Here is a 23,265-nt window from a genome sequence, read left to right as displayed (position 1 = left end):
GTTCTACTAGACTACGCCTGCAAATAAAGTGGACAGGTCGCGACCTGTCCCTACATTTATACCTGCTAAACCCCTGCCTTTATAACTTCTGAACGTTTTAACTTTCTAACTTAAAATCACCTGTTCAACACGATCCGGAAGGTGGTGCCTTTGCCTACTTCAGAAGACTTGACATAGAGCCTGCCGGCGTGATAGTTGTCGATTATGCGCTTGGCCAATGCCAACCCCAGTCCCCATCCCCTCTTCTTAGTAGTGAAGCCTGGCAAGAAGACGGAATCCATCTTGCTCTTCGGTATACCTTTGCCTGTATCACTGATATCAAGCGCAATCTGGCTTTTGCCCAGCAGCGAAAGCTGTAGCTTTATGCTGCCCCGGCCTTCCATCGCATCGACAGCATTTTTGCAGATGTTCTCGATCACCCAGTCAAAGAGCGGCACATTGACCTTGGCTGTGATCTCAGGCGCAAAAGCAGAGTTTATGCTAAAGTCCACTTTGCTTGAGATCCGGTTTTGCAGGTAGTTGATGGCATTCTCTGTCACCTGCAGGATATTCTCATCGCGCAACAGCGGCACCGACCCAATGTTGGAGAAGCGCTCCGTGATGATCTCCAGGCGGCGTATATCCTTCCAAAGCTCCGCCGTAATCGGTTCGTTTTCGAACTTCGGGCTTGCCTTCATGTACTCGTACCAGGCCATTAGCGATGAGAGCGGCGTACCCAACTGGTGCGCGGTTTCTTTGGCCAGACCAACCCATACCCTGTTTTGCTCCGCCTTGCGGGAGTAACTGAAAGCAAAGTAAGCCATCAGGGCAAAGCAGGCTATTACCATCAGCTGCACATAAGGGTAATAGCGCAGCTGCGAAAGCAGGGCCGAGTCTTTATAAAACACATAGTTTTCAGAGCCCTCCGCCCAAGGCACCACAATAGGGGCATGCTGTGCCTTCATGCGGGAAATTTCCCGTTGCAAGAGCTCATTTTTTCGCTGGTCCGAAATGTTTTCCGGAAAATCAATGTTCTTAAAATCGAGAATGTTTTCGTGTTCGTCTGTTAGGATAACAGGTATGGTGTGGTTAGAGGAAAGAATCTCTTCTTCAATAAAAACGATGTTGTCATCGCTTGGAGCATTGATCATGTAGCGCAGGCCCTTGGCGTAAAGCTGTACCAATTCCTGCTCTCTTTCAGACAGTTTGCTCACTAATACGTTAGTGTACGTGATGGTGACCGCCCCAATAATGAGCGCTACGATAACGACAAGAAACTTTATTCTGTTTTTCTGGGCGTAAATGGGAATCATGCGGAAGGCGCGAAAATTATCTGAAATTAGTATAAATTAATTAATAAGGGCAAGGAAGTTTCATTTTAATCATCAATACAGTAATTTTGCACTTTAGTATTCCGAACGTAAATTATGCTTCAGAACTTTAAAGCAATCAGCCTGTCATATAAGAAAGCGCCGCTGGATATCAGGGAGCTGATTGCCTTAGATGAGAATTCATGCAGGCAATTTATTCAGACGCTGAAAAGCTTTATTCAGGCTTCTGACATACTGGTGCTCTCTACCTGCAACCGCACCGAAGTATACTATAACTCCGATGTGGACTATAGTACCGAAATTGTAAAGCTGCTCGGCATTACAAAAGGCATCGACAATATCACCCAATACCTCGACTATTTTACCATCCTCAACCAGCACAACGACGCTGTACAGCATTTATTTGAGGTAAGCATGGGGTTGGAGTCACAGGTGGTGGGCGATATGCAGATCACCAATCAAGTAAAGCAATCGTATCAGTGGGCCGCCGACAATGAGACCGCTGGTCCGTTCCTGCACCGCCTGATGCACACCATCTTCTTCACAAACAAGCGTGTCGTACAGGAGACTGCCTTCCGTGATGGGGCTGCCTCTACCTCTTATGCTGCCATTGAGTTGATTGAAGAACTGACAGCCGACGTGGTGGCCGAACCAAAGATACTGGTAGTAGGTGTGGGCGAGATTGGTGCTGATGTGTGCCGTCACCTCAAAGACAAGGGTTACCAGCATGTGACCATCACAAACCGCACACTCGTGAAAGCACAGGCTCTGGCTGACGAGTGTGGTATGGCGGTACTTCCATTCGAAGATATCGTGCAGGGTTTGAAAGAGGCAGATGTGATCATCTCATCGGTGGCACGCGAGACGCCTTTCTTCACCAAAGAAATGATTCAGCGCTTAAACGTGCTCACGTTTAAGTTCTTTATAGACTTATCGGTGCCACGCAGCGTCGAAACAGAAGTAGAAGCCGTGCCAGGTGTGTTGGTTTATAACATCGACACTATACAGAACAAGGCATCTGCCGCCCTCCAGCAGCGCATCAATTCAGTACCCCAGGTACGACATATTATAGAAGAGTCAAAAGAGCAGTTTAATGACTGGTCGAAAGAGATGATGGTATCGCCTACCATCAACAAGCTGAAAAATGCGCTTGAGACGATTCGCCAGGAGGAAATGGCCCGCTACATGAAGAAGCTTGGCCCTAAAGAAGCCAAGCTGGTAGAGAGCATCACAAAATCAATGATGCAGAAAGTGATTAAGCTGCCTGTGCTGCAACTAAAGGCGGCTTGCAAACGCGGTGAGGCTGAAACACTCATCGATCTGCTCAATGATCTGTTTGATCTGGAGAAACAACACACAGAATCACATTAATATAGAATACACCTTATAAAAAAAGCTGACCTAATAAGTCAGCTTTTTTTATGATTTCACTTGCAGTATATGAATATTAATACATATCTTTGCACATATAAATATTCAAATAAGATATTTAATTTAATCAGAAGAAACGCTCCAATCCAAGCTAGAGAACAGCAGCAGACAAAATCAACTTTATTACCCTAAGTACAGTGAAAATGAAAAACATCTCTACTCTCCTATCATTCGTTTCTGTTGTTTTGCTCCTAAGCTCTTGCACAAGTCACTCTTTTATGCTGACTGAGCGTGATATTGCTAACGATGGCATCGCTCCGATACAGAAGTCAGAATATAGAATGGTTGCCAACAAGCCTGCAGAAGCTTATGCTGACGCAGATGCCAGATGGGTTGCAACCTCTAAGCCACATGTAGCAGCTACTTCATCACGTGTCGTACGCCGCACTGAAGCTGTCGCACTTTCCGCTGCCACTACTATTGAAGGCCACGAGATACTGAAACGTGAGGTAGAGAAGGCCATGAAGAAAGACAAGCCTGCGGACTCTTCTACCAGGAAGCGGGTGAAAGTAAAGAAACAAGCAGAAGCAGGCGACAAAATTCTCCTGTAAGCTTTCCGCATGGGCATTCATTTGCTTCATCGCAAAACTCCGTAAATCGCCCATTATATTTAGTCAATAAAAAGCCAAAGGTCCCCGCCAGCTTCATTTATGAAGGGAGCGGAGACCTTTGGCTTTTCTACTTGTACAATATTCAGTGCTAAAGCACTTAAGCGGATCGCTAAATATCAATGCAACATTCTTCCAGGCAATCGATCACATCGATCAGTTTTGGTATGGCAAGGGAATAGTAAATCTTGGTACCTACTTTAAAAGAAGAAAGCACACCTTTGTCTTTTAGCGTAATCAAGTGTTGTGAAGCAATAGCTTGTGGCAAGTCCAGATACTTATAAATTTCAGTAACAGTCATTTTATCTTCCTTGCCAAGCAAGTCCACTATCGCCAGTCTTTTCGGGTGCGCCAAGACTTTAAGCATGGCGGCCGCCTTATCTATTTTTTTAGATTCAATTCTAGATAACAAACTTTTCATAATTAATAATTATACCTAACAGTTTCTACATACATTTAAACAATACAATTCATATTAAGATATATACGGCAACAGCGACATTTGGCTGATGTAGCTTCAAAGGAATTTTAAAATTTTCTCTTGAAGCCTTCCATAACACAACACACTCCTTGTCAGACACATCGTTAACGCTGAATTGAGTAGATGTACGTATTAAAATTAAAATTGGATATATAAAATACTTAATGTTAATAGATTACTATATGGTTAAACACCGATCGGCTCCCTCCGTGAATTGTCCAAACCGCTTACTTTCCTCAAGTACCAGCTATACCTAAACTCCCTTCTTATAGAAGTCCAAAACTTGGCTATGACAAGCCAGCTACCTGAGGCCCTGCACGCTCAAATGTATTTTTGTACCTTTGCCGTCTGTAAACCCTTAACTACAAACAAACCCATGAAAGAGCTTCTCGAAAAATTTGAGAATAAACGCCCTGAGATAGTATTTGAATGGAAAGATGCTGAAACCGAGGCTGAAGGCTGGGTTGTGATCAACTCACTGCGCGGTGGCGCAGCCGGTGGTGGCACCCGCATGCGCAAAGGCCTGGACAAGCGTGAAGTAGAGTCACTGGCCAAAACCATGGAAGTGAAGTTTACTGTGTCTGGACCTGCCATTGGAGGTGCTAAATCAGGTATAAACTTCGACCCGGCTGACCCTAGAAAGCGTGGTGTGCTCGAACGCTGGTATAAAGCCGTAATTCCGTTGCTTAAGAGCTATTACGGTACCGGCGGCGACCTAAACGTGGATGAAATACACGAAGTGATCCCGATTACAGAGGACTATGGCTTGTGGCACCCGCAGGAAGGCGTCGTAAACGGACACTTCAACGCTACAGAGCCTCAGAAGATCAACAAGATTGGCCAGTTACGCCAGGGAGTAATCAAAGTAATAGAAGACCCTGCTTATACCCCGGAAGCTTCCCGTAAATACACCATAGCCGATATGATCACTGGTTATGGCGTAGCAGAAGCTGTTTGTCACTACTATACCATATGGGGTGGTTCGTTTGAAGGAAAGCGCGCCATCATTCAAGGCTGGGGAAATGTAGGTGCCGCCGCTGCCTTCTACCTGGTAGGCAAAGGCGTCAAGATCGTAGGTATCATCGACCGGGCTGGTGGTTTGATCAAGGAGGAGGGCTTCTCTTTTGAGGAGATCCGCAATTTATTCCTGGGCCGTCAGGGCAATGCGCTGTATACCGAGAGTCTGATCCCATTCGAAGAGGTGAACAACCGCATCTGGTCTCTTCCTGCTGAGATCTTCATACCTGCCGCTGCATCGCGCCTGGTTACACGGGGGCAGCTTGAACAAATGATCGCCAGCGGACTTGAGGTCATATCATGCGGTGCCAACGTGCCGTTCCAGGATCCGGAGATATTCTTTGGCCCTACCGGTGAGTTCGCTGACCGAAACATATCGGTTATACCTGACTTTATCGCTAACTGCGGCATGGCCCGTGTGTTTGCCTACCTGATGGAGAATGAAGTGGAGATCACTGACGACGCCATCTTCCATGACATATCCCGTGTGATCCGGGAGGCACTGGAGAAGACCCACACTAAAAATCAGGCAAAGACCGAAATCGCCAAAAACTCCTTCGAATTAGCGCTTAGCCAACTGCTGTAATATGAATTATATAGATGACATAAGAACTCATCTTTCCTATGAGTTTCTGGGCAACACGTTGGCGGCATACCTATGGGCAGTCGCCATCCTGCTGCTTGGTTATGTATTCAAAACGCTTCTGTCCAAGCTGATTACCAATATTATTTTCAGGGTAGTAAAGCGCTTTACGGATGAAGAAGGCCAGGCCAATCTAAAACGGTTCTTGATAAAGCCGCTGGAAATGGTCGTGTTTCTTATATTCCTTTTCCTGGCCGTTAATGTGCTGCGTTTTCCGAAAGGTATAGCTTATGTAGGTGGCCCTATTATACAGCTGTCGCTGTTTCGCATCTACCAGATCTTCATCATTGCCGCTATTACTTGGGCAATCACACGCTTGATAGATTTCTTCGGGCTAGTATTCCAGCGCCGTGCATCTCGCACTGCCTCCAAACTTGATGATCAGCTGGTTCCCTTCTTTATTGACTTTGTCAAGGTGATGATCTATATCTTCGCCTTCCTGGTAGTGCTGGGGTCGGTATTTAAAGTAAATGTGGCCGGCATGGTAGCTGGTTTGGGTGTGGGTGGTCTGGCTATTGCCTTTGCCGCTAAAGAAAGCCTAGAGAACCTGCTCGCCTCCTTCACCATCTTCCTGGACCATCCCTTTGTGGTTGGGGACTTAGTAGAGGTAAACGGTATTACAGGTGTAATTGAAAAGATTGGCTTTAGAAGCACCCGTATACGCACACTGGAAAAGACCTTTGTGACGGTGCCGAATAAGAGCATGATCGATAAGCCACTCAACAATTTGACCCTGCGCACTTTCCGTAGAGTACAGTTTGACGTGAACCTGACCTATGATACCACGTCAGCGCAGATCAAAGCTATAACCAGCGAATTGCAGGCATACATCGACAGTCATCCTCAAACCAATTTAGATGGGCGTATCCGCTTCCAGAACCTGGGAGCAAGCTCCAAGGACGTCATGGTGCTATACTTTGTAGAGGCATTAGACTGGAACGATTTCATCGACATTAAAGAGGAAGTGGCCTATAAGGTTGTGGAAGTGGTAAATAAGCACGGCGCTGACTTTGCATTTCCGACTCAAACGCTGCATGTATACAAAGAGCAAAAGACCAATGCTTCACAGGCACCTGAGACGGCTCATTTCCCTAGCACCGATTTGCAATAAGTATAAATACTTGTACAGGTATAAATAAAAAAGCCGGAGAAACTCCGGCTTTTTTTTCACCCTTATATTTTCAAACTGTAATGCTTTTCTTAACAAGATAGGACCTTACCAAGTCACCTTACAGTACATTTTATATCTATTCCCAAAAATCAACGCAAATCATTATTGTAATTTTGTTTTATCTAACGACCAAATGCCTGCCGGGTTATACAATTAACAGCATTTTTTTAACAAACACCTGCATTTGAGAGGTGAATGATCGTTAACAACAGATGTAAGTAAAATATAATTTTTACAATACTACACCTAATCCACCAAAATTATACTCGATATAGCTACCTGAAAACAAGAGTCCGCATAAACACTTAGCAGGTATAGCTTCTATACATAAAGCTTATTCAAAATCGAAATACTCCCCTTCCTGAAGCTCAACTTTCTTTTCCTGTTTCACTGGCTTTTTGCCCCGCAGTAGGTCCTTTAGCACCTGACCCTCCTGCTTCAGGTCAGTTTTGATTTTCTCGCGCACACGCTCATTGTCGTAAGCTATTTTAAAGTCGCTCTCCTTGCCACGTAAGGTCAGGAAAAGCGAACTGTTCCCTGCGTCTGTATCCTCGGCCACCACCCCATATACACTGTCGCGGTCTGGGCGTGTACCTTTAGAGAGAGGGAGCTTAATGCGGTAGTCCATGTCCTGATCAAAGGTATGAGTACCTGATATAGACATGGAAGATAAAGCTGACAGGTTGGTGCGGATGTCCATCTCCGGAATAAAGATCGTGCGTTGCTGTATCCAGAAATTATTGCTTAGCTCTGCAAATTTCATGTTCGCCAGTTCGGACCTCTTCACGAAGGCCGACATTTTCTGCATGGGTGCAAAGTTGATCAACTGGCCGTCACGCACTGTGGCGGCAATCTCTGCCTGCATCAGGTCGGTTTTAGGGTTGAGGTGACTGTCAAAGTATACATCCGATACGATATTGGCTGTAAGCTTGCCTCGCAGGTGCTTATCAGAAATGAAATCCTGCCCGAAGTTCTCAAACACAAAGAACAGGCTATCGACGCTCATGTTGCTTAGCTTAGTGGCTGTGCTTACCTTAATGTGGTCGCGGTTGCGGGCATCCAGGTTTCCACGTACTGCGAAGTTGCCTCCAATGGCGTTAAAAGAGATGTTGGGTGTTGACACGATTTGATTCCGCAGTTTCACCTCCCCTTTGATGTGCTCCGCTCTGAACCGCCTGAACTTAGCCTGACGGATGGTGGCACCTAAGTCGAATGCAATATCTGGTGAGATGTTAAACTTATAAGAGGCACCACTGCTAGTCTGCCTTGCATCCGCCGGTGTATTTAGCTCTTCGCTGAGCAGCTGATCAAAATTTAAGTACTGGCTGCTTAAATCGGCTTCTACGAGCAGGCGCTGCTTGTCGAGCAATAGCCAAGCCATTACGTTGCGGAACATGCCGTTTAGCACGAAGTCTGAGTCGCCGAGGCGACCTTTGAAATCGGACACAGCCACATCATTCTTCTTGAAAATGAAGTTACCGTTTAAGCCACTTAATGGCATGGGCATTTCCTTCAGGCTCAGGGTTACATTATGCAGGGTAATGTCACCGCTCGTATTGAGCGTGTTGTTTCCAGGCTTAGCTTTAAACTCTCTCAGATTACCTGCAAAGGCGATGCGCACATCAGCCAAACCACTTCCGCTTTTCACTTCGTCGAGCTGCAGCAGACTGACTATATAGCCTACATCCAGCATACCCTTGGCACTGAAAGCCAGATAGGGATTGTCAAAATTGCGATAGGTCAGGCTCCCTTCAAAAGGACGTTTGTTCAGCACGCCTTTCAGGTTTTTTAGTTCCAGCAGTGATGTTGTAGCATTCTTGCTGGCGCCGTTTGTGAAATATCCGTCCAGGTGCAAGCCTTCCACCTTCTGCTTTGTGTCGGGGTGAAAGAAAGCCGCGTTTCGGGCGCCGAACTCAAACGCTACCTCCGGGTTGTGCTTAGCGGAAACTTTTCCCTGCACAGTCCCTTTAAAAAACACGTCGCCTTCGCTGCGGTACTGGCTAAAATCACGCGTGATTTGCTGCGGCAACAGCGAGAGCAACGACTGTATGTTGGTGTCTTTTCCCTGCAGTTGCAAGTCCAGCTCTGTTGTACCACCGTAGGCAATCTTTCCGCCTACTTCATAAGCAGCCCCCTCTACTTGTACAACAGAAGGCTGCAAGGCTATGGTATGCGCTGTGCGGTCTATCTCAAGGGCTGTGTGCAGCGCAACAGACTTCTCCCTGAAGTATTCGCTCTCTCCTATCCGGATAGTTGCTATTGTGGCGTTTCCTTTCGTTTCCAAGGCTACCTTATCGTTTGTGATCGCCATAGCGGCAACTAACTGTTCTGCATCGGCCTCGATATACTGGTTTAGCAACAGGTCGGTATAGCGTATCGTCACCTGGCTTAGGTTTACCTTTTCCAGATTGAAGGCGAAGTCACCGGAGGAGCTACTGGAATCAGTCGCGATGATATGATAGTTGGCCTGTCCGTTTTTCAGGATACGCACATGTATGGAGCCGTTCTCCAGGTATAGCTGCTTCACATCATACTTGCCACGAATGATATCAAACACACTGAATGTGAAATACAGCTTTTCGGCCCGTGCCAGCGACGAATCACTCTCTGCTATACCTTCGTGCACGTTCACCTGGTCGAGCGCCACGGCCACCTGCGGAAACTTATCGAAAAGGGAGAGCGATATTTTACCTACTTCAACCTTTGTTGTAATGTGCTTATTGGCTTCGGCTACAAATAAGCCGATTATTTTATCCTGATACGCATACACCAAGCCCGCCGAAATGCCAGTAATCGCCACTGCTGCCAGGGTGATATAAAATAGCACTTTTTTCACAACACGAATTCGTCCCAAGAGAAAGTTCAGATTTTAAGCATCTTACAAAAGCTAAAGGTACTGTAGTATTCACACGTGCACAATAGGCCGTGAGGCACGAAAAAAAATTTTAAGATTTTTTTTCCAAATGTTTTGCAGTTCCAAAAAAACACCCCATATTTGCATCATCAAACGGGGACAAAAGGTCAACGAAACGATAAAAAGGGGTGTTAGCTCAGCTGGTTCAGAGCACCTGCCTTACAAGCAGGGGGTCACTGGTTCGAATCCAGTACGCCCCACAAAAGGACAACTTAAAAGTTGTCCTTTTTTTATGTCCATACTTTTCTGAAACAGACTGATTTAGAGAATTCCTATCGCCCGGTTCCTCTTATAACGAGCTGATTTACAAATACAATATACATTGCCAGGATAGGTTTTGCATCTCGCTTTCAGGCAGACCTATTAAGCCGATTAACTTTTCAAATAACCACAGTAACGCTACTGTCCAACTCGTTTCATTCTGAGGGACCGAACATTCTGTTGCATGTTTAGTAGCTAGTTTGCGATAGAGAACCCTATTTCCGCAGGTCCATTTCATTTAATTTTTTGTCATCCTCAATGGATCCTGGCAGCATGTGGCATAGTCTTAACCTCCGGGGTAGGCAGGGTCGTTTTATTTCAAGAACCCCTATTCAGAACTTTTTATCGTTTTGTAGAGAAATTTTTCTGAAAGACAGGGACCCTCCCTCCGAGACTTAAGTCTACACTAATTGCGAAGGCTGAAAGGTTCTCGACCAAGATCCTTACAGAATGACAGAGAAAGTCAATTGAAGCTGTCTTTAACTTGTGAGGCTTTTTTAAATTAAGCTTGGGGGTAATCACAAGCATTTTAGAAAAGGAGCAGGCATAGCGCTATACCTGCAAGACAGGTTAGCTGGAGGATTCTACTCAGCCAAGCCAGACTTGGTGAGGAACTGATCGTGTAATGTTAGCACTTGAGGAATGAGCAATTGCTGATCATCGTTGTAGACGATATGCTGAGCACGGGCTATTTTCTCTTCTTCACTCAGCTGCTTACTGATGATTGCCTTTATATCAGCTTCTGTACGGTGCGCATCGCGTTTGAGCAGGCGCTTCAGACGCACATCCAGTGGAGAGGTTACTACAATAATTTCATCCATCTGCCGCCACGACTCCGACTCAAACATTAGGGCCGCTTCCTTGATCAGGTAAGGTGCCTCAGCATTGGCTGTAGCCCAGCGTTCAAAATCAGTGCCTACGTGTGGGTGCACCAAGGCATTTAGCTTGTCAAGTCGCTCCTGGTTATTGAAAACGACCGATGCCAGGTAACCGCGGTTCAACTGGCCTTCTAAGGTATAGGTTTCCTCCCCAAAGGCTTCTTGCAACTCATGCTTGAGCGCAGGGTCAAACTGCATGACCCACTTGGCACGTGTGTCAGCGTCATACACAGGTATACCCAGCACTTGAAACAGGCGGCATACAATCGTTTTGCCTACGCCTATCCCTCCGGTTATACCTATCTTAAGCATCGTGTTATTTTTCTAAAACAGCTTTGATTCGCTCAGGCCAGAGCGTGATGTTGCGTGCTCCGGCAGGCTTCTGTACGAGTTCAGGCACTACAGTAGAGTCTAGGCGGTTATACCTCGAAAAGTCTACAATGGCTTTGAATGCATCAGAATTAATGACAGCTCCTGAGTCTTCAAGGGCGAGGTAGCGAATCAGCACCACCTGTGGCCGCAAGGTCACTTCGGTATTTAATGGAACGTTCACCATCTCCGGCGTCACCTGAAGTTCTCGTTGCTGTAGCGGTCTTATTCGTACAGAAACTGTTGCTTCTGTGATGCTCGCTTTCACCAGCGATTTGTTGTCGTACTCAATAGGCACGTCAATTTTGGCTGATTCTGTGAGATTCGTGATGGGAAGCCGTAGCAAGAACGGGCTAGGCAGACTATCGACCATTGAGGATGGCCCACGGAAGGTGATAGAGTCTGGATCAATACGCACAGGGCGTAGCATGGCGTGACGCTCACCAGTTACTTTCTGGCTTGGGTCAAGCTGCAGCGGGATGCGGCGCGTTACCTTCTCGTTAAAATTGAAGAAGAGCGTATCCGTCACTACAAAGTTAAGCTGTAGTCCATCCATGGCATTCACCAAGGCGGGACGCAGCGCAGATCCAAGCAGGTAATTGTTTCGGGGAAGATTTCGGATGTAGACCTCGGCAGGTTGCACTTCTACTCTGAGTGCTTTGCGGAGGAGTTTCCATCCACGGCCAGTTACATTCACCGCCACCTCTTCCGGAAGCGGACTGATAGGAACCAGGCGCTGGTCATTGTACACAAAACGTACCGGGTAGGTAGTTTGGGTAGAATAGCTTTTATTGAGAGCGTTAAGCAGCCAGAAAGTAGAGGCCGCCACAAAACAGAGCACTACAATTCGCCAGTAGTGCTCTGTTTGAGGCTTAAATGGCCTTACAAACCATAAAATGATATTTCGCGCTTTCTCAAACGACAAGGTTGCTTATCCTTATTTCACTTTTGCGGTGGCTTCCAGCGAGATAGCAGATTTCTCGAATACAAGGCGAACGCCTTTGTCTACTTCTATCTCTACGGTTTCATCGTTTACTGCTGTTAAACGACCATGCAGTCCGCCTATTGTAACGACTTGCATCCCTTTGGTCAGCTCTTCACGGAATTTTTTCTGGTCCTTCGCCTTCTTCTGCTGCGGACGGATCATGAAAAAATAGAAAACAAGGATAATAGCGCCGAACATCAGGAGCTGTGGCAACATGCCACCGTCTGGTGCGGCCTGGAGAAATATCGTTTGCATAAAAAGGGTTATACTCTCAAGTAGAGTGGTTCTTAGTTAAGTTTTACAGGACCATCGGCGCCTGCAGTTGGGATGCTGGATGTAGCCACGTTGCCTTTCATAGCAATGCGCACAATGTTAGGCTCTGTGTTGGCACGGATTGTAACAGTAGGAGCCTGCTGACCAGCTTTGTTATTGCTATCGAAGCGCACTTTCACTTCGCCTTTTTCGCCTGGAGCTACAGGAGCTTTCGTCCAGTCAGGTGCAGTACAGCCGCAAGAGGCAGATGCGCTCTCGATCACTAGTGGCGTTTTGCCTGTGTTAGTGAATGTAAAAGTATGCTCTACTACCTCGCCTTGCTTGATTGTACCAAAGTCGTACTCTGACTCTTCAAACGTCATCACAGCAGTGTTTTCAGTGCTGGTTGTCTGACTGGTCGGCACCACGTTCGGATTGTCAATCTGCTGTGGTTGCTCAGCAGTGGCAGTTGTTTCAGCAACTGTTGCCTCTGCTTCTGTCGTGTTGTTCTGGTCGCAGCTGGTCACTGTCATGGCAGCGCCAAGTGCTAAGGCTAATAAGAAGTTCTTTTTCATATCAGTTAAACAGCTTTATACTCAATTATAGTTTCGCAATGATGTGCTGAGCAAACTCCATCGTGCTGGCATTGCCACCCAGGTCGCCAGTGCATTGCTCTCTGTTGGCCAGTGTTGCGTCCAGTGCCGTTTCAATGCGGTTCGCCTCGTCCTTCAGGTCAATGTGGTGCAGCATCATGATAGCAGAGCGCAACAATGCCGTTGGGTTCGCCTTGCCCTGGCCTGCAATATCAGGAGCAGAGCCGTGCACCGCTTCAAAGATAGCCATGTCATTGCCGATGTTAGCACCGGACACTACGCCCAGGCCGCCTACCAGACCCGCGCACAGGTCAGACAGGATATCACCGAACAGGTTAGTAGTAACGATCACGTCGAACTGCTCTGGCTTGATCACCAGCTGCATGCACATGTTGTCGATGATCTTGTCGTCGTACTGGATGTGCGGATACTCTTTTGATATCTCGCTAGCTTCGCTCAGGAACAGGGCACCGGCGCTTTTAAGAATGTTCGCCTTGTGCACAGCTGTTACTTTCTTGCAGTTATGCTTGTTGGCGTACTCAAATGCGGCACGGATGATCTTGCGGCAACCTACACGCGTCAGGCGGGCCACCGAGTCGGATATCTGCAGGCGCTCGTCAAACATCTCCAGGCCAGAATACAGGCCTTCCGTGTTCTCACGGAACAGCACAAGGTTTACATTGTCGAAACGGGTGTTTACACCGGGAGTGGTCTTGGCTGGGCGTACATTGGAGTACAGGTCAAACATCTGGCGCAGCTGCACATTGATGCTCTTGAAGCCTTTGCCTACTGGCGTAGTGATCGGGCCTTTCAAAGCCACTTTATTCTTCTTAAGTGAAGCGATCAGTGTAGAAGGAATCAGTTCACCGATCGAGTCGAAGGTGGTCTGTCCTGCATTTTCCTCTTCCCAGGTTACAGGCACATTGGCAGCGCTGAATATGGCTTTAACGGCTTCTGTAATCTCTGGCCCAATCCCGTCACCGGGAATCAGTGTAATCTCTCTCATGTTTATATCTCTTTCCTGCTGTTAATCTCGTTGATAAGTGAATCTACATCACCCAGTAGTTTTTCGGCCTTGTCTTTTGCGTCCTGAATCACGCGCTGCCCCTCAGACTTTGCGCTTGAGGTTACCCGGTCACGATCCTCCACCAGTTCTTCCAGCAGGTCTGAAAGGGTGTCGCGATACTTCTCAAGGCGGTAGCTTAGCCAGCTGCGTGTTTCTCTGCCCTTCTCTGGTGCAAACAGGATACCTGCCACGGCTCCTACTGCGGCGCCTGATACGAAGAACAGTATGTTGCTTGTCTTCTTACTCATAGGATTATCTCTATACTTATATATTAGGTATGTCGTTTCCCCCTATTACGGTATATCAGGGCTTAAAGACGGACTATACCTTATTTGTTATCAATCAAACCACGGCCTGACTTACGAATATCTCCTTTCGTGGTCAGTTCCTGTGCCATCTTGTCCAGTACACCGTTCACAAACTGCTTGCTCTTAGGTGTGCTGTACAGCTTAGAAATCTCAATGTATTCGTTGATGGTCACTTTAACGGGTATGCTTCGGAAGATGTGCATTTCGCAAAGCGCCATTTTCAGGATGATCTTGTCAAGCAGGGCCACACGCTCCACATCCCAGTTCTTCACGCTTGCGGCAATCATGGCCTCGTACTTTTCATCATCCTGCAGTGTCTGGTGGTAGAGCTCCTCAAAGAAGGCCTTATCGTCTTCCCAGTTAGCCGAAAGATCCAGCAGCACGGGCTCCTCTTCGGTTTCTTCACCAAACATCTTAACAGTCTTATTGACCAGGCTTTTTACGATGGATTTATTCTCCACCCAGTTCAAATCCTGCTCCTCAAACAAAGATTGTAAGTTTTTTTCTTTAAAAATAATGTTTTTGAAAATATGTTTCACCACCTCCAAGTCCTCTTCGAGGGTAGGTTCAGGTAGTGCCAGGTAGTTCAAAAACACCTCGTCCTGCTTGAGTATGTTCTTATAAACCGCACGGATTTCGCTGATGTCAGAACCCCAGCTGATATTGCGGCGGATGATATTTTCCTGATAGGACTTGTTGCTTAGGATGCGCTGTGCTACGCGGTTGTTCAGGAAACGCTTTACGTCCGGGCCTTTGGCCTCTGTAAAGCGCTTTTCTTTCTTTTCTTCTTCGTCTTCTACCAGCTCGTTCAGCAGTTGCAGTATTTGTAAGGTGCCCAGATAGTGGTCATAGATACGCTCCACAGCACCCATCATCTGATTGCTGTAATGCTTGTAGTCCTTTTTGAGGGTGTTCTGGTAATAGACGATCGCTCTGTTTACCGCGTCAATTATCTCCTTGTCGGTCTCTTCTGTTTCGAACTGGCTGGTTTCGTGCCACTCCTTGAACAGCAACTGGGCAATCTGCTTGCGGCCTTCAAGCAGTTTACGGTCCTGCACTTCCATGGAGTTCAGGTCTGGCGCGAAGTCGTCTGCTATCTGGTCAAGTGCCAGTTGGTAATCCGAACCTTCGGCCTGTTTGTAGGCATAGATGGCTTGCATAGCCTTGATTCGAAGTGTTCTGCGGTTGAGCATAATGGTATTTTAAAGAACGTGTTGGTTGAAATGTATTAGTACTCTTGTTAACGCCGGAGCATTAGGTATAGCGGTTTATCGCTGTAGTAATTTATACGAAAAGGTGAGCCAATTCGCTAAAAACAGAACAAGTGTAAAACAAAAGTGCCACAGGTTAATGTAGCACTTCTGTTTTATCATCTTATCAATAGAAGGACCTTAGAAAGTAGATCTTACTTTTCCGATGCTGTTGATACGCTTCTCAGCCATTTTAGTGGCAGCCAGTTGCGTATAGATGCCTTCTTTCTCGGCCAGCTCAAAGATATCCAGGGTATAGCCATAGATACGCTCCGTCTGCGCATAGGCGCTCTCACGGTTGTAGCCTTGCAGCTCAGAGTATACGTTGATCAAACCACCTGCATTGATCAGGAAGTCTGGTGCATATACGATACCTTTTTCTACAAGCGCAGGACCGTGTACCGTTTCATCACGCAGCTGGTTGTTGGCGCAGCCCGCGATTACCTGGCACTTCAGGCGATCCAGTGTGTTGTCGTTGATCGTTCCACCCAGGGCGCAAGGGGAATAGATGTCCACGTCTAGGTCGTAGATCTCGTCCATGCTCACGATCTGTGCGTTGAACTTAGAAGACACTTCACGCAGACGGTCTTCGTAGATGTCCGTGATGAAGATCTGGGCATTTTCTTTGGCAAGCAGCTCTACCAGGTAGCCACCCACGTGACCAACACCCTGTACAGAGATCTTTTTGCCGCTCAGTGAGTCAGAGCCGTAAGCCTTCTTGGCAGCGGCTTTCATACCCATGTACGTACCGTAAGCTGTAACCGGAGACGGGTCACCGCCACCACCCATTGACTCAGGCAGACCAGACACGTGCTCCGTTTCCATACGGATGTACTCCATGTCCTTTGTGGTCATTCCTACGTCCTCAGCTGTGATGTAAGCACCGTTCAGGTTCTTCACGAAACGGCCGAAACGACGAAGCAGGGCCTCGTTCTTGTCTTTTTTGGCATCGCCGATGATCACGGCCTTACCACCACCCAGGTTCAGGCCTGAGATAGCAGCTTTGTAAGTCATACCTCTTGAAAGACGCAGTACGTCATCAAGCGCTTCGGCTTCAGAAGCATACGACCACATACGCGTACCACCCAGAGCAGGGCCCAATACTGTGTTGTGGATACCGATGATAGCTTTCAGGCCAGTCTCTTTGTCGTGGCAGAAAACTACTTTCTCATGGTTATACTCCGATATCTGACCGAAGACCGATTTGTCTTTCTTCAGTTCAACTTCTTTTAGTTCGACCATTTATGAATTTGATTAAGGGTTATTCTATCTTTGTAGAAGCAGACGATTCCAAACCCTCTGTTTCGTGCTGCAAAATTAATTCTTTTTTTGATTAATTCAATTTGTACCTTCTAAGTCTACGTAAAAGCCTCTGAGCTTCATATTCTTGCTGTGAAATCACTTCGATACCTCAATAAATATCTACTCAAGTATAAATACCGTCTTCTCTGGGGCCTGGTATTCATCATCATATCCAACTTTTTCCAGATTCTGCCGGCGCAGGTGGTGCGTCATGCCTTTAATCTGATCAAGGAAGGCATCAACCTGCACAACCTTTATGAAGGCATGTCGCAGCAGGAGACGGTCTACGAGACCTTTGCCAGCAGTATACTGGTGTATGGCGTGGTGATTCTGGTAATGGCGCTCCTGCGGGGGCTGTTTCTCTTTTTTGTGCGGCAAACGATCATTGTGATGAGCCGACTCATCGAGAATGACCTTAAAAACGAGATTTACGAACATTACCAAAGCCTGCCGCTCAGCTTTTACCGCAAGAACAACACCGGTGACCTGATGTCGCGCATCTCTGAGGATGTGAGCCGTGTGCGCATGTACCTGGGCCCGGCCATTATGTATGGCATCAACCTCGTGATCCTTTTCCTGATGGTGATTCCGTACATGCTGTCGGTGAACGTGAAGCTCACCCTCTATACCTTGATCCCGCTCCCTGTTCTGGCCATCAGCATCTATTATGTCAATAACATCATCGAGCGCAAGTCCGACGAAATACAGCGTAGCCTGTCAGGTATAACCACCTTCGTGCAGGAGGCTTTTTCAGGTATACGGGTGCTCAAATCCTTTGTGCGGGAGGATGATTCGCACAACAACTTCACCAAGGCCAGCAACAACTACAAAGACAAGTCGCTGGAACTGAACTTCGTTAACTCGCTTTTCTTCCCGCTAGTGCTATTTCTGGTAGGCCTGAGCACGATCATTACAGTATACATTGGCGGACAGGAAGTGATGAACGGCAGCATCACGACAGGCAACATCGCTGAGTTTATCATTTACGTGAACATGCTCACCTGGCCTGTTACCTCCCTGGGTTGGACAGCCAGTTTGGTGCAGCGTGCCGCCGCTTCGCAGGCCCGTATCAACGAATTCCTTAACACTAAAAACGACATTGTTTCACGGGAAAACATCAGCCGCCCGATCAAAGGGGACATTGTTTTCGAAAATGTGGACTTCCTATACCCTGATACAGGTATACACGCTCTAAAGAACGTATCATTTGACATCAAACACGGCGAAACGCTGGCCGTGATCGGCAACACAGGTTCGGGCAAAAGTACCATCGCTAATTTGCTGCCGCGCATGTACGACACCACGGGAGGCCGCATTCTGATTGATGGCGTAGATGTGCGCGATTATAACCTGGATAGTCTCCGTAGCCAGATTGGTTACGTACCGCAGGACGTGTTCCTTTTCTCTGACTCCATTCGCAACAACATCGGCTTTGGTTTGCCAAGTATTACGGAGGAGCAAATGATACAGTCCGCCAAAGACGCTGACGTATACGAAAACATCATGCGCTTCCCGGAACAGTTCGACACAAAGCTGGGCGAACGGGGCATTACCCTCTCCGGTGGCCAGAAGCAGCGTGTCTCCATAGCGAGGGCACTCGTGCGGGAACCAAGCATTCTTATACTGGATGACTCGCTTTCAGCGGTAGACACCAAAACGGAGAATGCCATCCTGAACAGTCTTCGCCGCATTATGGCTGATCGAACTTCTATCATCATCTCGCATAGAGTGTCGTCTGTAAAGCTGGCCGACAAGATCCTGGTGCTTGATGATGGCGAGATCGTGCAGCATGGCACGCACGATGAGCTGATTCAACAGCAGGGACTTTACAAGGTGCTCTACGAAAGACAGTTGCAGGCGGAAGACACGCAATAGGTATAGCCACCGTAATCCATGTTGCTATACCTGCATGAAGCTATCGTTCCGCTCAAAACCAACCTCGTCAATCAGGCGAATTGCAACCTTTTTTTAGCTTCAACAATCTGTGTATTAACACACTATACTGATAGCCTGGGAATTTTTTGATACAGAAACTGTTATAGGTACGTATAGCAAGTTTATATAACCTCATAAATCTCTATCTATGGCTATTGACATACAGCAAATCGGTAAAAGGTTCCGTTTCTACACCAGTATTAAAGAACTGGAAATGCCGCAGCTCCTTGAAATGACGGGCAGCGAAGAAGCAGTGCTTTCCAATATCCTGTCAGGCAAAAACTATCTCCTTGACGAGTTAGTGGCCATCGTGAAGCACTTCCATGACCTGAATCCGCAGTGGCTCATTTATGGTGAAGGCGGCATGTTTAAGCCCATGGATGAGAACGGCGCCTGCAAAGACAACCACAAAGGGTGCCTCAAGAAAGACAAAGCTGCCTACCTCAAGCAAATGCAAAACATGCTCCTTGAACTTGACGCGGCTGAAGTTGCCAAAGGCCACCACGCCGATGTAGATGCGCTAAAGGCCAAGCTGGATGAATACAAAGCCAGTCACCCGCAGGGGTAGCTTCCTGCTTCTGTACTACCATCTGGCTATAATAAGACTTGAAGCCTGAAAAGGCCTGATATGACGATGCCCCAACCAAGCAGCTTGCTGCGGATGGGGCATTTTTATGTATTAGCTTCTTACCCGTATACCTTCCAGAATCAGATTTACGGTAAACAGCACTTCTCGCTCTATCTTCTCAAAATCGATGGAAGGCAGATTATGAAACTGGGCACGCTGAAATTCCTCGAACTGGATCAGGTCTTTGACGACCATGATGGAGTAACCTACTCGCTCAGCCTCGCAATCGATGAAAGTATGGTTGGCTATACCTTCTTTGATGACGGAAGCATAGAAGTTTGACTCTTTGGCGCGCGACTCCTTAAAGAGCTCCTGGAACATAATGCGCGTCTCTATAAGGACCTTAATAGAGATGGTATGCTGCGTTACGATTTCCTGATAGTAGCGCAGCGATGAGCGAATGTACAGGAGTAAGCGCTCACGGGGATCTTGTTTCTGTTCAGATGCTTTTTTGAGACGGTACAAACTATCTTTCCATTCCTGCGAAAAGGCCTCAATAAAAAGAACTTCCTTGCTCTTGTAGTAATAGTAGAGGGTCGGTTTTTTAAGCCCAATGGCATGGGCGATATCGTCTAATGTGGCTTTGCTGTAGCCCAGCTTACCAAACACCGACTTGGCTGCCTCCAGTATCAGCTCCTTTTTTGCCTCTGCCTTTTTGCCCAATTTGTTTTGTTGCTATAGTTCCACGGGGAAAGGTACAGCCATTCCCCTATCACCAAATATATAGAGATAATCTATACTTGCAAGCTACTCTTTAATCGGGACTTCTACTATACCCCGGTGGTCTTCCGGGAACCACTCTACATAGAAGGTTTCCAACTCCAGATTCTTCTCCTTAGCGTAGTCAAATAGGGCTTCATACAGTTTATTAGGAGAAAGCATGTAATGGGCGTTTACCTCTCCACGCAGGGCACGGCGGCCACCCGGCACTACCCGCAGTTCATAGTCAGCTGGCAACTGCGCCGAGCTGTCAGGTATAACTACCCCAATAAAAGCATCCACGCTGTCGGCTCGCCCCTCCGGATTATTATAATAGATATTGCCCAACATACCGTTCAGTTCTTTCTTGTCAAGCACCTCGGCGGCTCTTCTGAAAGCGTCATTGATCGCATTGTCATTTACTGAACCTTTGAAAGAACGCCCTGCCAAGTAGAGTTGCTCGGAGCTAACTTCAGATACTTTAGCTGAGCTAAAACCGCCTAAATAGGCATAAAAAGCCCCTATAATGATGGAAAGCACCACCATCACTAACAAGAATTTCCTGTTCATAAATCAATCATGTTTTTGTACTGCATGTGGTAGAGTTGGGCATAGTAGCCATCGTGGCGCAGCAATTCCTCGTGGTTACCTATTTCTTTTATTTCACCCCGGTCCATTACGATGATCTTGTCGGCCTTCTGGATGGTAGATAGCCGGTGGGCAATGACGATGGACGTGCGCCCGTGCATCAGCTGGTCAATGGCATACTGAATCAGTTCTTCAGTTTCGGAATCGACGCTGGAAGTGGCCTCATCGAGAATGATGATCTCTGGGTTGTAAACCATGGCCCGTACAAAGGAGATAAGCTGGCGCTGGCCAACTGATAACGTGGCACCGCGCTCCATTACCTGATAGTTCAGTCCACCCGGCAATCGCTCAATGAACTTGCGAGCACCCACCAGGTCAGCCGCATGCCACATCTGCTCCTCGGTGATGGCCTTGTTACCCAAACTGATGTTGTCAGCAATAGTGCCTGAGAAGAGGAACACGTCCTGCAACACTAGGCCGATGTGATGACGCAACACGTCCAGGTCATATTCTTTTATATCATGCCCGTCGATCAGAATCTGACCACTGTTTATCTCGTAGAAGCGGTTGAGCAAGTTAATCATAGAAGTCTTACCTGCACCTGTAGCCCCCACGAAGGCTACTGACTGCCCGGCCTTTACATCCAGGGAGATATTGCGCAGCACCCAGTCCTCATCTTTGTAGGCAAACCATACATCTTTAAAGTTAACATTGCCATTGATCTTCTCGGGTTTATAGCTGCCATTGTCCGGAATCATCTCTTTGCTGTCAAGCAAGCGCATCAGACGCTCGGTGCTAACCACGCCCAGCTGCAGCGTATTGAAGCGGTCAGCGATCATGCGGATCGGGCGGAAGAACATCTGGATGTAGAGAATAAAGGCCATCAGCGTACCCAGCGACACATCATTGTCGATCACGCCGTGCGCGCCATACCATACGAGCAAGCCCAGGCCAGCCGCACCGATAATCTCAGCCACCGGGAAGTACACGGAGTAGTATAGCACAGAACGTACATTGGCACGGGTATGCTCTTTGTTAATCTCCTTGAACTTCTCCATCTCGCGCTTCTCGTTATTGAAGATCTGCACGATACTCATACCTGTTATATGCTCCTGCACAAAGGAGTTGAGCCGCGCCACCGCCGTACGCACATCCTGGAAAGTGTCTTTTATCTTCTCCTTAAAAATGTAGGTACTGATGAGCATGATCGGGAAAGTGGACAAACTGACTAGCGCCAGTTCCCAATCGATGTAGAACATGAAGCCGAGAATGAATACCAGTTGCAGGATATCGCCGATCATAGCAGCCAAACCTTCGCTGAACACATCAGAAAGCGTTTCCACATCCGACACATTACGGGTTACGAGTGTACCGATAGGCGTTCGATCGAAAAACTTGAGGCGCAGGTTAAGGATGTGGCGATAAAGCTGCACCCGGATGTCGCGCACCACGTGCTGCCCGAGCCAACCAGCGAAATAGGTATGGAGATACTGAACGATAGCATGCCCCACTAAGAGCACCGCGAGGATCACGAACATTTTGTTCAGGCCTTCCCAATCGTTCTGCAGTATCTCGTTGTCAACGGTATACTGTATCAGAAATGGGCGCACCGCCGCCAGTATAGCCGAGGCAAATGTCAGGAACACGATGAAGTAGAACGTCTTCAGGTAGGGCTTCACAAACGTGAAGAGCCGCCGTATGACGTCCGCATCGAATACCTTGCCTGTATCTTTTGGTTTATCTTCCAAGTTTGTTTTTTCTGTTTTTGTTTGTTTTCAGGGGTTTAAAGCCCCATGTGGTTGGTTTGCTCCTTTTCTGATATCTGAATCTCTACATAGGAGCCCTACCTCAAGGATTTACAGGACTTTATCAAATACCGGGTCCAACCACCCCTAATCCCTCCTTATCCAAGGCGGCGAATCTGCCTTTACTACATGACAGGTATAGCTTCGTTGCTAGAGTCCTTTGGTGCTCAAGCCAAATAACCCACCCCCTGCCCCTCCCAAGAGGGGAATTAGACATTACAAACTGGTAGGTATAAGCATTGTCGCAACTGTTACAAACCATACACACCACTGGCACGCATCGCAAGCTAACTTGCACTGAGCCTATGTAACTGACACATAAGCCAGGTGCGCAAACGACGATTTTTTGTTTGAGCGGTCAGCGAGTTCAAAATCGTCTTGATTTTTTTGCTTACTTTTTTCATCAAGGAAAAAAGTGAGTGCCCGCCGCACAGGCGAAACCCCAGCCCGGCTGGCTAAGCCATACTATGAAACAAAACCTCTATATCCGAAAGCACAGTTGCTATACCTGCGCAAGCTATTGCTATACCTGATACAGGGGCCAGAGGCCCCACGATAGTAGACACGAGCGTGGACGCTCGCGCCATAGCTACTCCATTCGCCAGCTATACCCTTACGAGTACTACCAGTTAACCGACCGCAAAGTTAATGGTTTTTGCATCAGGATTTTTGGGATTTCTCTCGCACTATTGTCAAAACAAGAGTAGAGGCAACGCCACAAAAAAAGTCCTTCTCTGAAAATCAGAAAAGGACTTAATTAAAGTTATACCT

At 47.3% G+C, this 23,265-nt stretch carries 20 protein-coding genes and 1 tRNA gene; 7 read left to right on the top strand and 14 right to left on the bottom strand.

The window, feature by feature from the left end; genetic code table 11:
* Nucleotides 1-116: 116 nt before the first annotated feature.
* Complete coding sequence (locus AC5FX6_RS19790; RefSeq protein WP_493598688.1) at nt 117-1,292, bottom strand: ATP-binding protein; 1,176 nt, start codon at nt 1,290-1,292, stop codon at nt 117-119.
* A 114-nt stretch (nt 1,293-1,406) separates the two neighbouring features.
* Between AC5FX6_RS19790 and hemA the strand changes: the two genes are divergently transcribed.
* Both hemA and AC5FX6_RS19780 read left to right on the top strand, forming a co-directional pair.
* A complete protein-coding gene (hemA, locus tag AC5FX6_RS19785) occupies nt 1,407-2,681 on the top strand; it encodes a glutamyl-tRNA reductase (protein ID WP_493598687.1) in 1,275 nt (424 codons plus the stop codon).
* A gap of 203 nt (nt 2,682-2,884) precedes the next feature.
* Nucleotides 2,885-3,292 carry a hypothetical protein gene (locus AC5FX6_RS19780; RefSeq protein WP_493598686.1) on the top strand — a complete coding sequence of 136 codons (408 nt, stop codon included), beginning with the start codon at nt 2,885-2,887 and terminating at the stop codon, nt 3,290-3,292.
* Nucleotides 3,293-3,461: 169 nt separating this feature from the next.
* On the opposite strand, the gene AC5FX6_RS19775 is transcribed toward AC5FX6_RS19780, so the two are convergent.
* Entirely contained in the window at nt 3,462-3,770 is a 309-nt protein-coding gene (locus AC5FX6_RS19775) for an ArsR/SmtB family transcription factor (protein ID WP_076421268.1), read from the bottom strand.
* A gap of 436 nt (nt 3,771-4,206) precedes the next feature.
* Between AC5FX6_RS19775 and AC5FX6_RS19770 the strand changes: the two genes are divergently transcribed.
* Together AC5FX6_RS19770 and AC5FX6_RS19765 are read left to right on the top strand one after the other, a co-directional pair.
* Complete coding sequence (locus AC5FX6_RS19770; protein WP_493598685.1) at nt 4,207-5,433, top strand: Glu/Leu/Phe/Val dehydrogenase dimerization domain-containing protein; 1,227 nt, start codon at nt 4,207-4,209, stop codon at nt 5,431-5,433.
* A gap of 1 nt (nt 5,434) precedes the next feature.
* Entirely contained in the window at nt 5,435-6,601 is a 1,167-nt protein-coding gene (locus AC5FX6_RS19765) for a mechanosensitive ion channel family protein (protein WP_493598684.1), read from the top strand.
* 394 nt (nt 6,602-6,995) lie between these two features.
* Here the strand turns inward: AC5FX6_RS19765 and AC5FX6_RS19760 are convergent, their stop codons facing one another.
* Nucleotides 6,996-9,515 (bottom strand): AsmA-like C-terminal region-containing protein, encoded by a 2,520-nt coding sequence (locus tag AC5FX6_RS19760; protein WP_493598683.1) that lies wholly within the window; start codon nt 9,513-9,515, stop codon nt 6,996-6,998.
* Nucleotides 9,516-9,700: 185 nt separating this feature from the next.
* Here AC5FX6_RS19760 and AC5FX6_RS19755 point away from each other — a divergent pair.
* Nucleotides 9,701-9,775, top strand: a tRNA-Val gene (locus AC5FX6_RS19755).
* Between the two features lie 645 nt (nt 9,776-10,420).
* On the opposite strand, the gene coaE is transcribed toward AC5FX6_RS19755, so the two are convergent.
* The 8 genes from coaE to AC5FX6_RS19715 all read right to left on the bottom strand — a co-directional run bounded on the left by coaE (nt 10,421) and on the right by AC5FX6_RS19715 (nt 16,779).
* Nucleotides 10,421-11,026: a dephospho-CoA kinase gene (coaE, locus tag AC5FX6_RS19750; RefSeq protein ID WP_493598682.1), complete on the bottom strand. Its 606-nt coding sequence runs from the start codon at nt 11,024-11,026 to the stop codon at nt 10,421-10,423.
* A gap of 4 nt (nt 11,027-11,030) precedes the next feature.
* On the bottom strand, nt 11,031-12,008 hold the full coding sequence (locus AC5FX6_RS19745) for a YbbR-like domain-containing protein (protein ID WP_493598681.1): 978 nt from the start codon (nt 12,006-12,008) through the stop codon (nt 11,031-11,033).
* A gap of 12 nt (nt 12,009-12,020) precedes the next feature.
* The gene (gene yajC / locus AC5FX6_RS19740; RefSeq protein ID WP_493598680.1) at nt 12,021-12,323 is read right to left on the bottom strand and encodes a preprotein translocase subunit YajC; all 303 of its coding nucleotides are present in this window, start codon (nt 12,321-12,323) and stop codon (nt 12,021-12,023) included.
* 32 nt (nt 12,324-12,355) lie between these two features.
* Nucleotides 12,356-12,895: a DUF1573 domain-containing protein gene (locus AC5FX6_RS19735; protein ID WP_493598679.1), complete on the bottom strand. Its 540-nt coding sequence runs from the start codon at nt 12,893-12,895 to the stop codon at nt 12,356-12,358.
* Between the two features lie 25 nt (nt 12,896-12,920).
* Nucleotides 12,921-13,919 carry an isocitrate/isopropylmalate dehydrogenase family protein gene (locus AC5FX6_RS19730; RefSeq protein WP_493598678.1) on the bottom strand — a complete coding sequence of 333 codons (999 nt, stop codon included), beginning with the start codon at nt 13,917-13,919 and terminating at the stop codon, nt 12,921-12,923.
* Between the two features lie 2 nt (nt 13,920-13,921).
* Nucleotides 13,922-14,227 carry a YtxH domain-containing protein gene (locus tag AC5FX6_RS19725; protein ID WP_493598677.1) on the bottom strand — a complete coding sequence of 102 codons (306 nt, stop codon included), beginning with the start codon at nt 14,225-14,227 and terminating at the stop codon, nt 13,922-13,924.
* A gap of 80 nt (nt 14,228-14,307) precedes the next feature.
* A complete protein-coding gene (gene nusB / locus AC5FX6_RS19720; protein ID WP_493598676.1) occupies nt 14,308-15,480 on the bottom strand; it encodes a transcription antitermination factor NusB in 1,173 nt (390 codons plus the stop codon).
* A gap of 198 nt (nt 15,481-15,678) precedes the next feature.
* Complete coding sequence (locus tag AC5FX6_RS19715; protein WP_493598675.1) at nt 15,679-16,779, bottom strand: Glu/Leu/Phe/Val family dehydrogenase; 1,101 nt, start codon at nt 16,777-16,779, stop codon at nt 15,679-15,681.
* A gap of 150 nt (nt 16,780-16,929) precedes the next feature.
* Between AC5FX6_RS19715 and AC5FX6_RS19710 the strand changes: the two genes are divergently transcribed.
* Both AC5FX6_RS19710 and AC5FX6_RS19705 read left to right on the top strand, forming a co-directional pair.
* Nucleotides 16,930-18,714: an ABC transporter ATP-binding protein gene (locus AC5FX6_RS19710; protein ID WP_493598674.1), complete on the top strand. Its 1,785-nt coding sequence runs from the start codon at nt 16,930-16,932 to the stop codon at nt 18,712-18,714.
* 208 nt (nt 18,715-18,922) lie between these two features.
* Nucleotides 18,923-19,342, top strand: a complete 420-nt coding sequence (locus AC5FX6_RS19705) for a hypothetical protein (protein ID WP_493598673.1) — start codon at nt 18,923-18,925, stop codon at nt 19,340-19,342.
* Between the two features lie 111 nt (nt 19,343-19,453).
* Here AC5FX6_RS19705 and AC5FX6_RS19700 read toward each other — a convergent pair whose 3' ends face one another.
* The 3 genes from AC5FX6_RS19700 to AC5FX6_RS19690 form a co-directional block, all read right to left on the bottom strand.
* A complete protein-coding gene (locus tag AC5FX6_RS19700; protein ID WP_493598672.1) occupies nt 19,454-20,065 on the bottom strand; it encodes a TetR/AcrR family transcriptional regulator in 612 nt (203 codons plus the stop codon).
* 84 nt (nt 20,066-20,149) lie between these two features.
* Nucleotides 20,150-20,671 carry a GyrI-like domain-containing protein gene (locus tag AC5FX6_RS19695; RefSeq protein WP_493598671.1) on the bottom strand — a complete coding sequence of 174 codons (522 nt, stop codon included), beginning with the start codon at nt 20,669-20,671 and terminating at the stop codon, nt 20,150-20,152.
* Nucleotides 20,668-22,437: an ABC transporter ATP-binding protein gene (locus AC5FX6_RS19690; protein ID WP_493598670.1), complete on the bottom strand. Its 1,770-nt coding sequence runs from the start codon at nt 22,435-22,437 to the stop codon at nt 20,668-20,670. The genes AC5FX6_RS19695 and AC5FX6_RS19690 overlap by 4 nt, the downstream gene beginning before the upstream one ends.
* Nucleotides 22,438-23,265 lie beyond the last annotated feature (828 nt).

The organism is Pontibacter sp. LHS2, from assembly GCF_058932845.1.
Note: the sequence above shows the minus strand (reverse complement) of the source record. Positions and strands in the feature narration are given on the sequence as shown.

Excerpts from the sequence above, each read along its gene's own strand:
- AC5FX6_RS19790 (WP_493598688.1), bottom strand. The coding sequence starts at position 1,292 with ATGATTCCCATTTACGCCCAGAAAAACAGAATAAAGTTTCTTGTCGTT.
- hemA (WP_493598687.1), top strand. The coding sequence starts at position 1,407 with ATGCTTCAGAACTTTAAAGCAATCAGCCTGTCATATAAGAAAGCGCCG.
- AC5FX6_RS19780 (WP_493598686.1), top strand. The coding sequence starts at position 2,885 with ATGAAAAACATCTCTACTCTCCTATCATTCGTTTCTGTTGTTTTGCTC.
- AC5FX6_RS19775 (WP_076421268.1), bottom strand. The coding sequence starts at position 3,770 with ATGAAAAGTTTGTTATCTAGAATTGAATCTAAAAAAATAGATAAGGCG.
- AC5FX6_RS19770 (WP_493598685.1), top strand. The coding sequence starts at position 4,207 with ATGAAAGAGCTTCTCGAAAAATTTGAGAATAAACGCCCTGAGATAGTA.
- AC5FX6_RS19765 (WP_493598684.1), top strand. The coding sequence starts at position 5,435 with ATGAATTATATAGATGACATAAGAACTCATCTTTCCTATGAGTTTCTG.
- coaE (WP_493598682.1), bottom strand. The coding sequence starts at position 11,026 with ATGCTTAAGATAGGTATAACCGGAGGGATAGGCGTAGGCAAAACGATT.
- yajC (WP_493598680.1), bottom strand. The coding sequence starts at position 12,323 with ATGCAAACGATATTTCTCCAGGCCGCACCAGACGGTGGCATGTTGCCA.
- AC5FX6_RS19735 (WP_493598679.1), bottom strand. The coding sequence starts at position 12,895 with ATGAAAAAGAACTTCTTATTAGCCTTAGCACTTGGCGCTGCCATGACA.
- AC5FX6_RS19730 (WP_493598678.1), bottom strand. The coding sequence starts at position 13,919 with ATGAGAGAGATTACACTGATTCCCGGTGACGGGATTGGGCCAGAGATT.
- AC5FX6_RS19725 (WP_493598677.1), bottom strand. The coding sequence starts at position 14,227 with ATGAGTAAGAAGACAAGCAACATACTGTTCTTCGTATCAGGCGCCGCA.
- nusB (WP_493598676.1), bottom strand. The coding sequence starts at position 15,480 with ATGCTCAACCGCAGAACACTTCGAATCAAGGCTATGCAAGCCATCTAT.
- AC5FX6_RS19715 (WP_493598675.1), bottom strand. The coding sequence starts at position 16,779 with ATGGTCGAACTAAAAGAAGTTGAACTGAAGAAAGACAAATCGGTCTTC.
- AC5FX6_RS19705 (WP_493598673.1), top strand. The coding sequence starts at position 18,923 with ATGGCTATTGACATACAGCAAATCGGTAAAAGGTTCCGTTTCTACACC.
- AC5FX6_RS19695 (WP_493598671.1), bottom strand. The coding sequence starts at position 20,671 with ATGAACAGGAAATTCTTGTTAGTGATGGTGGTGCTTTCCATCATTATA.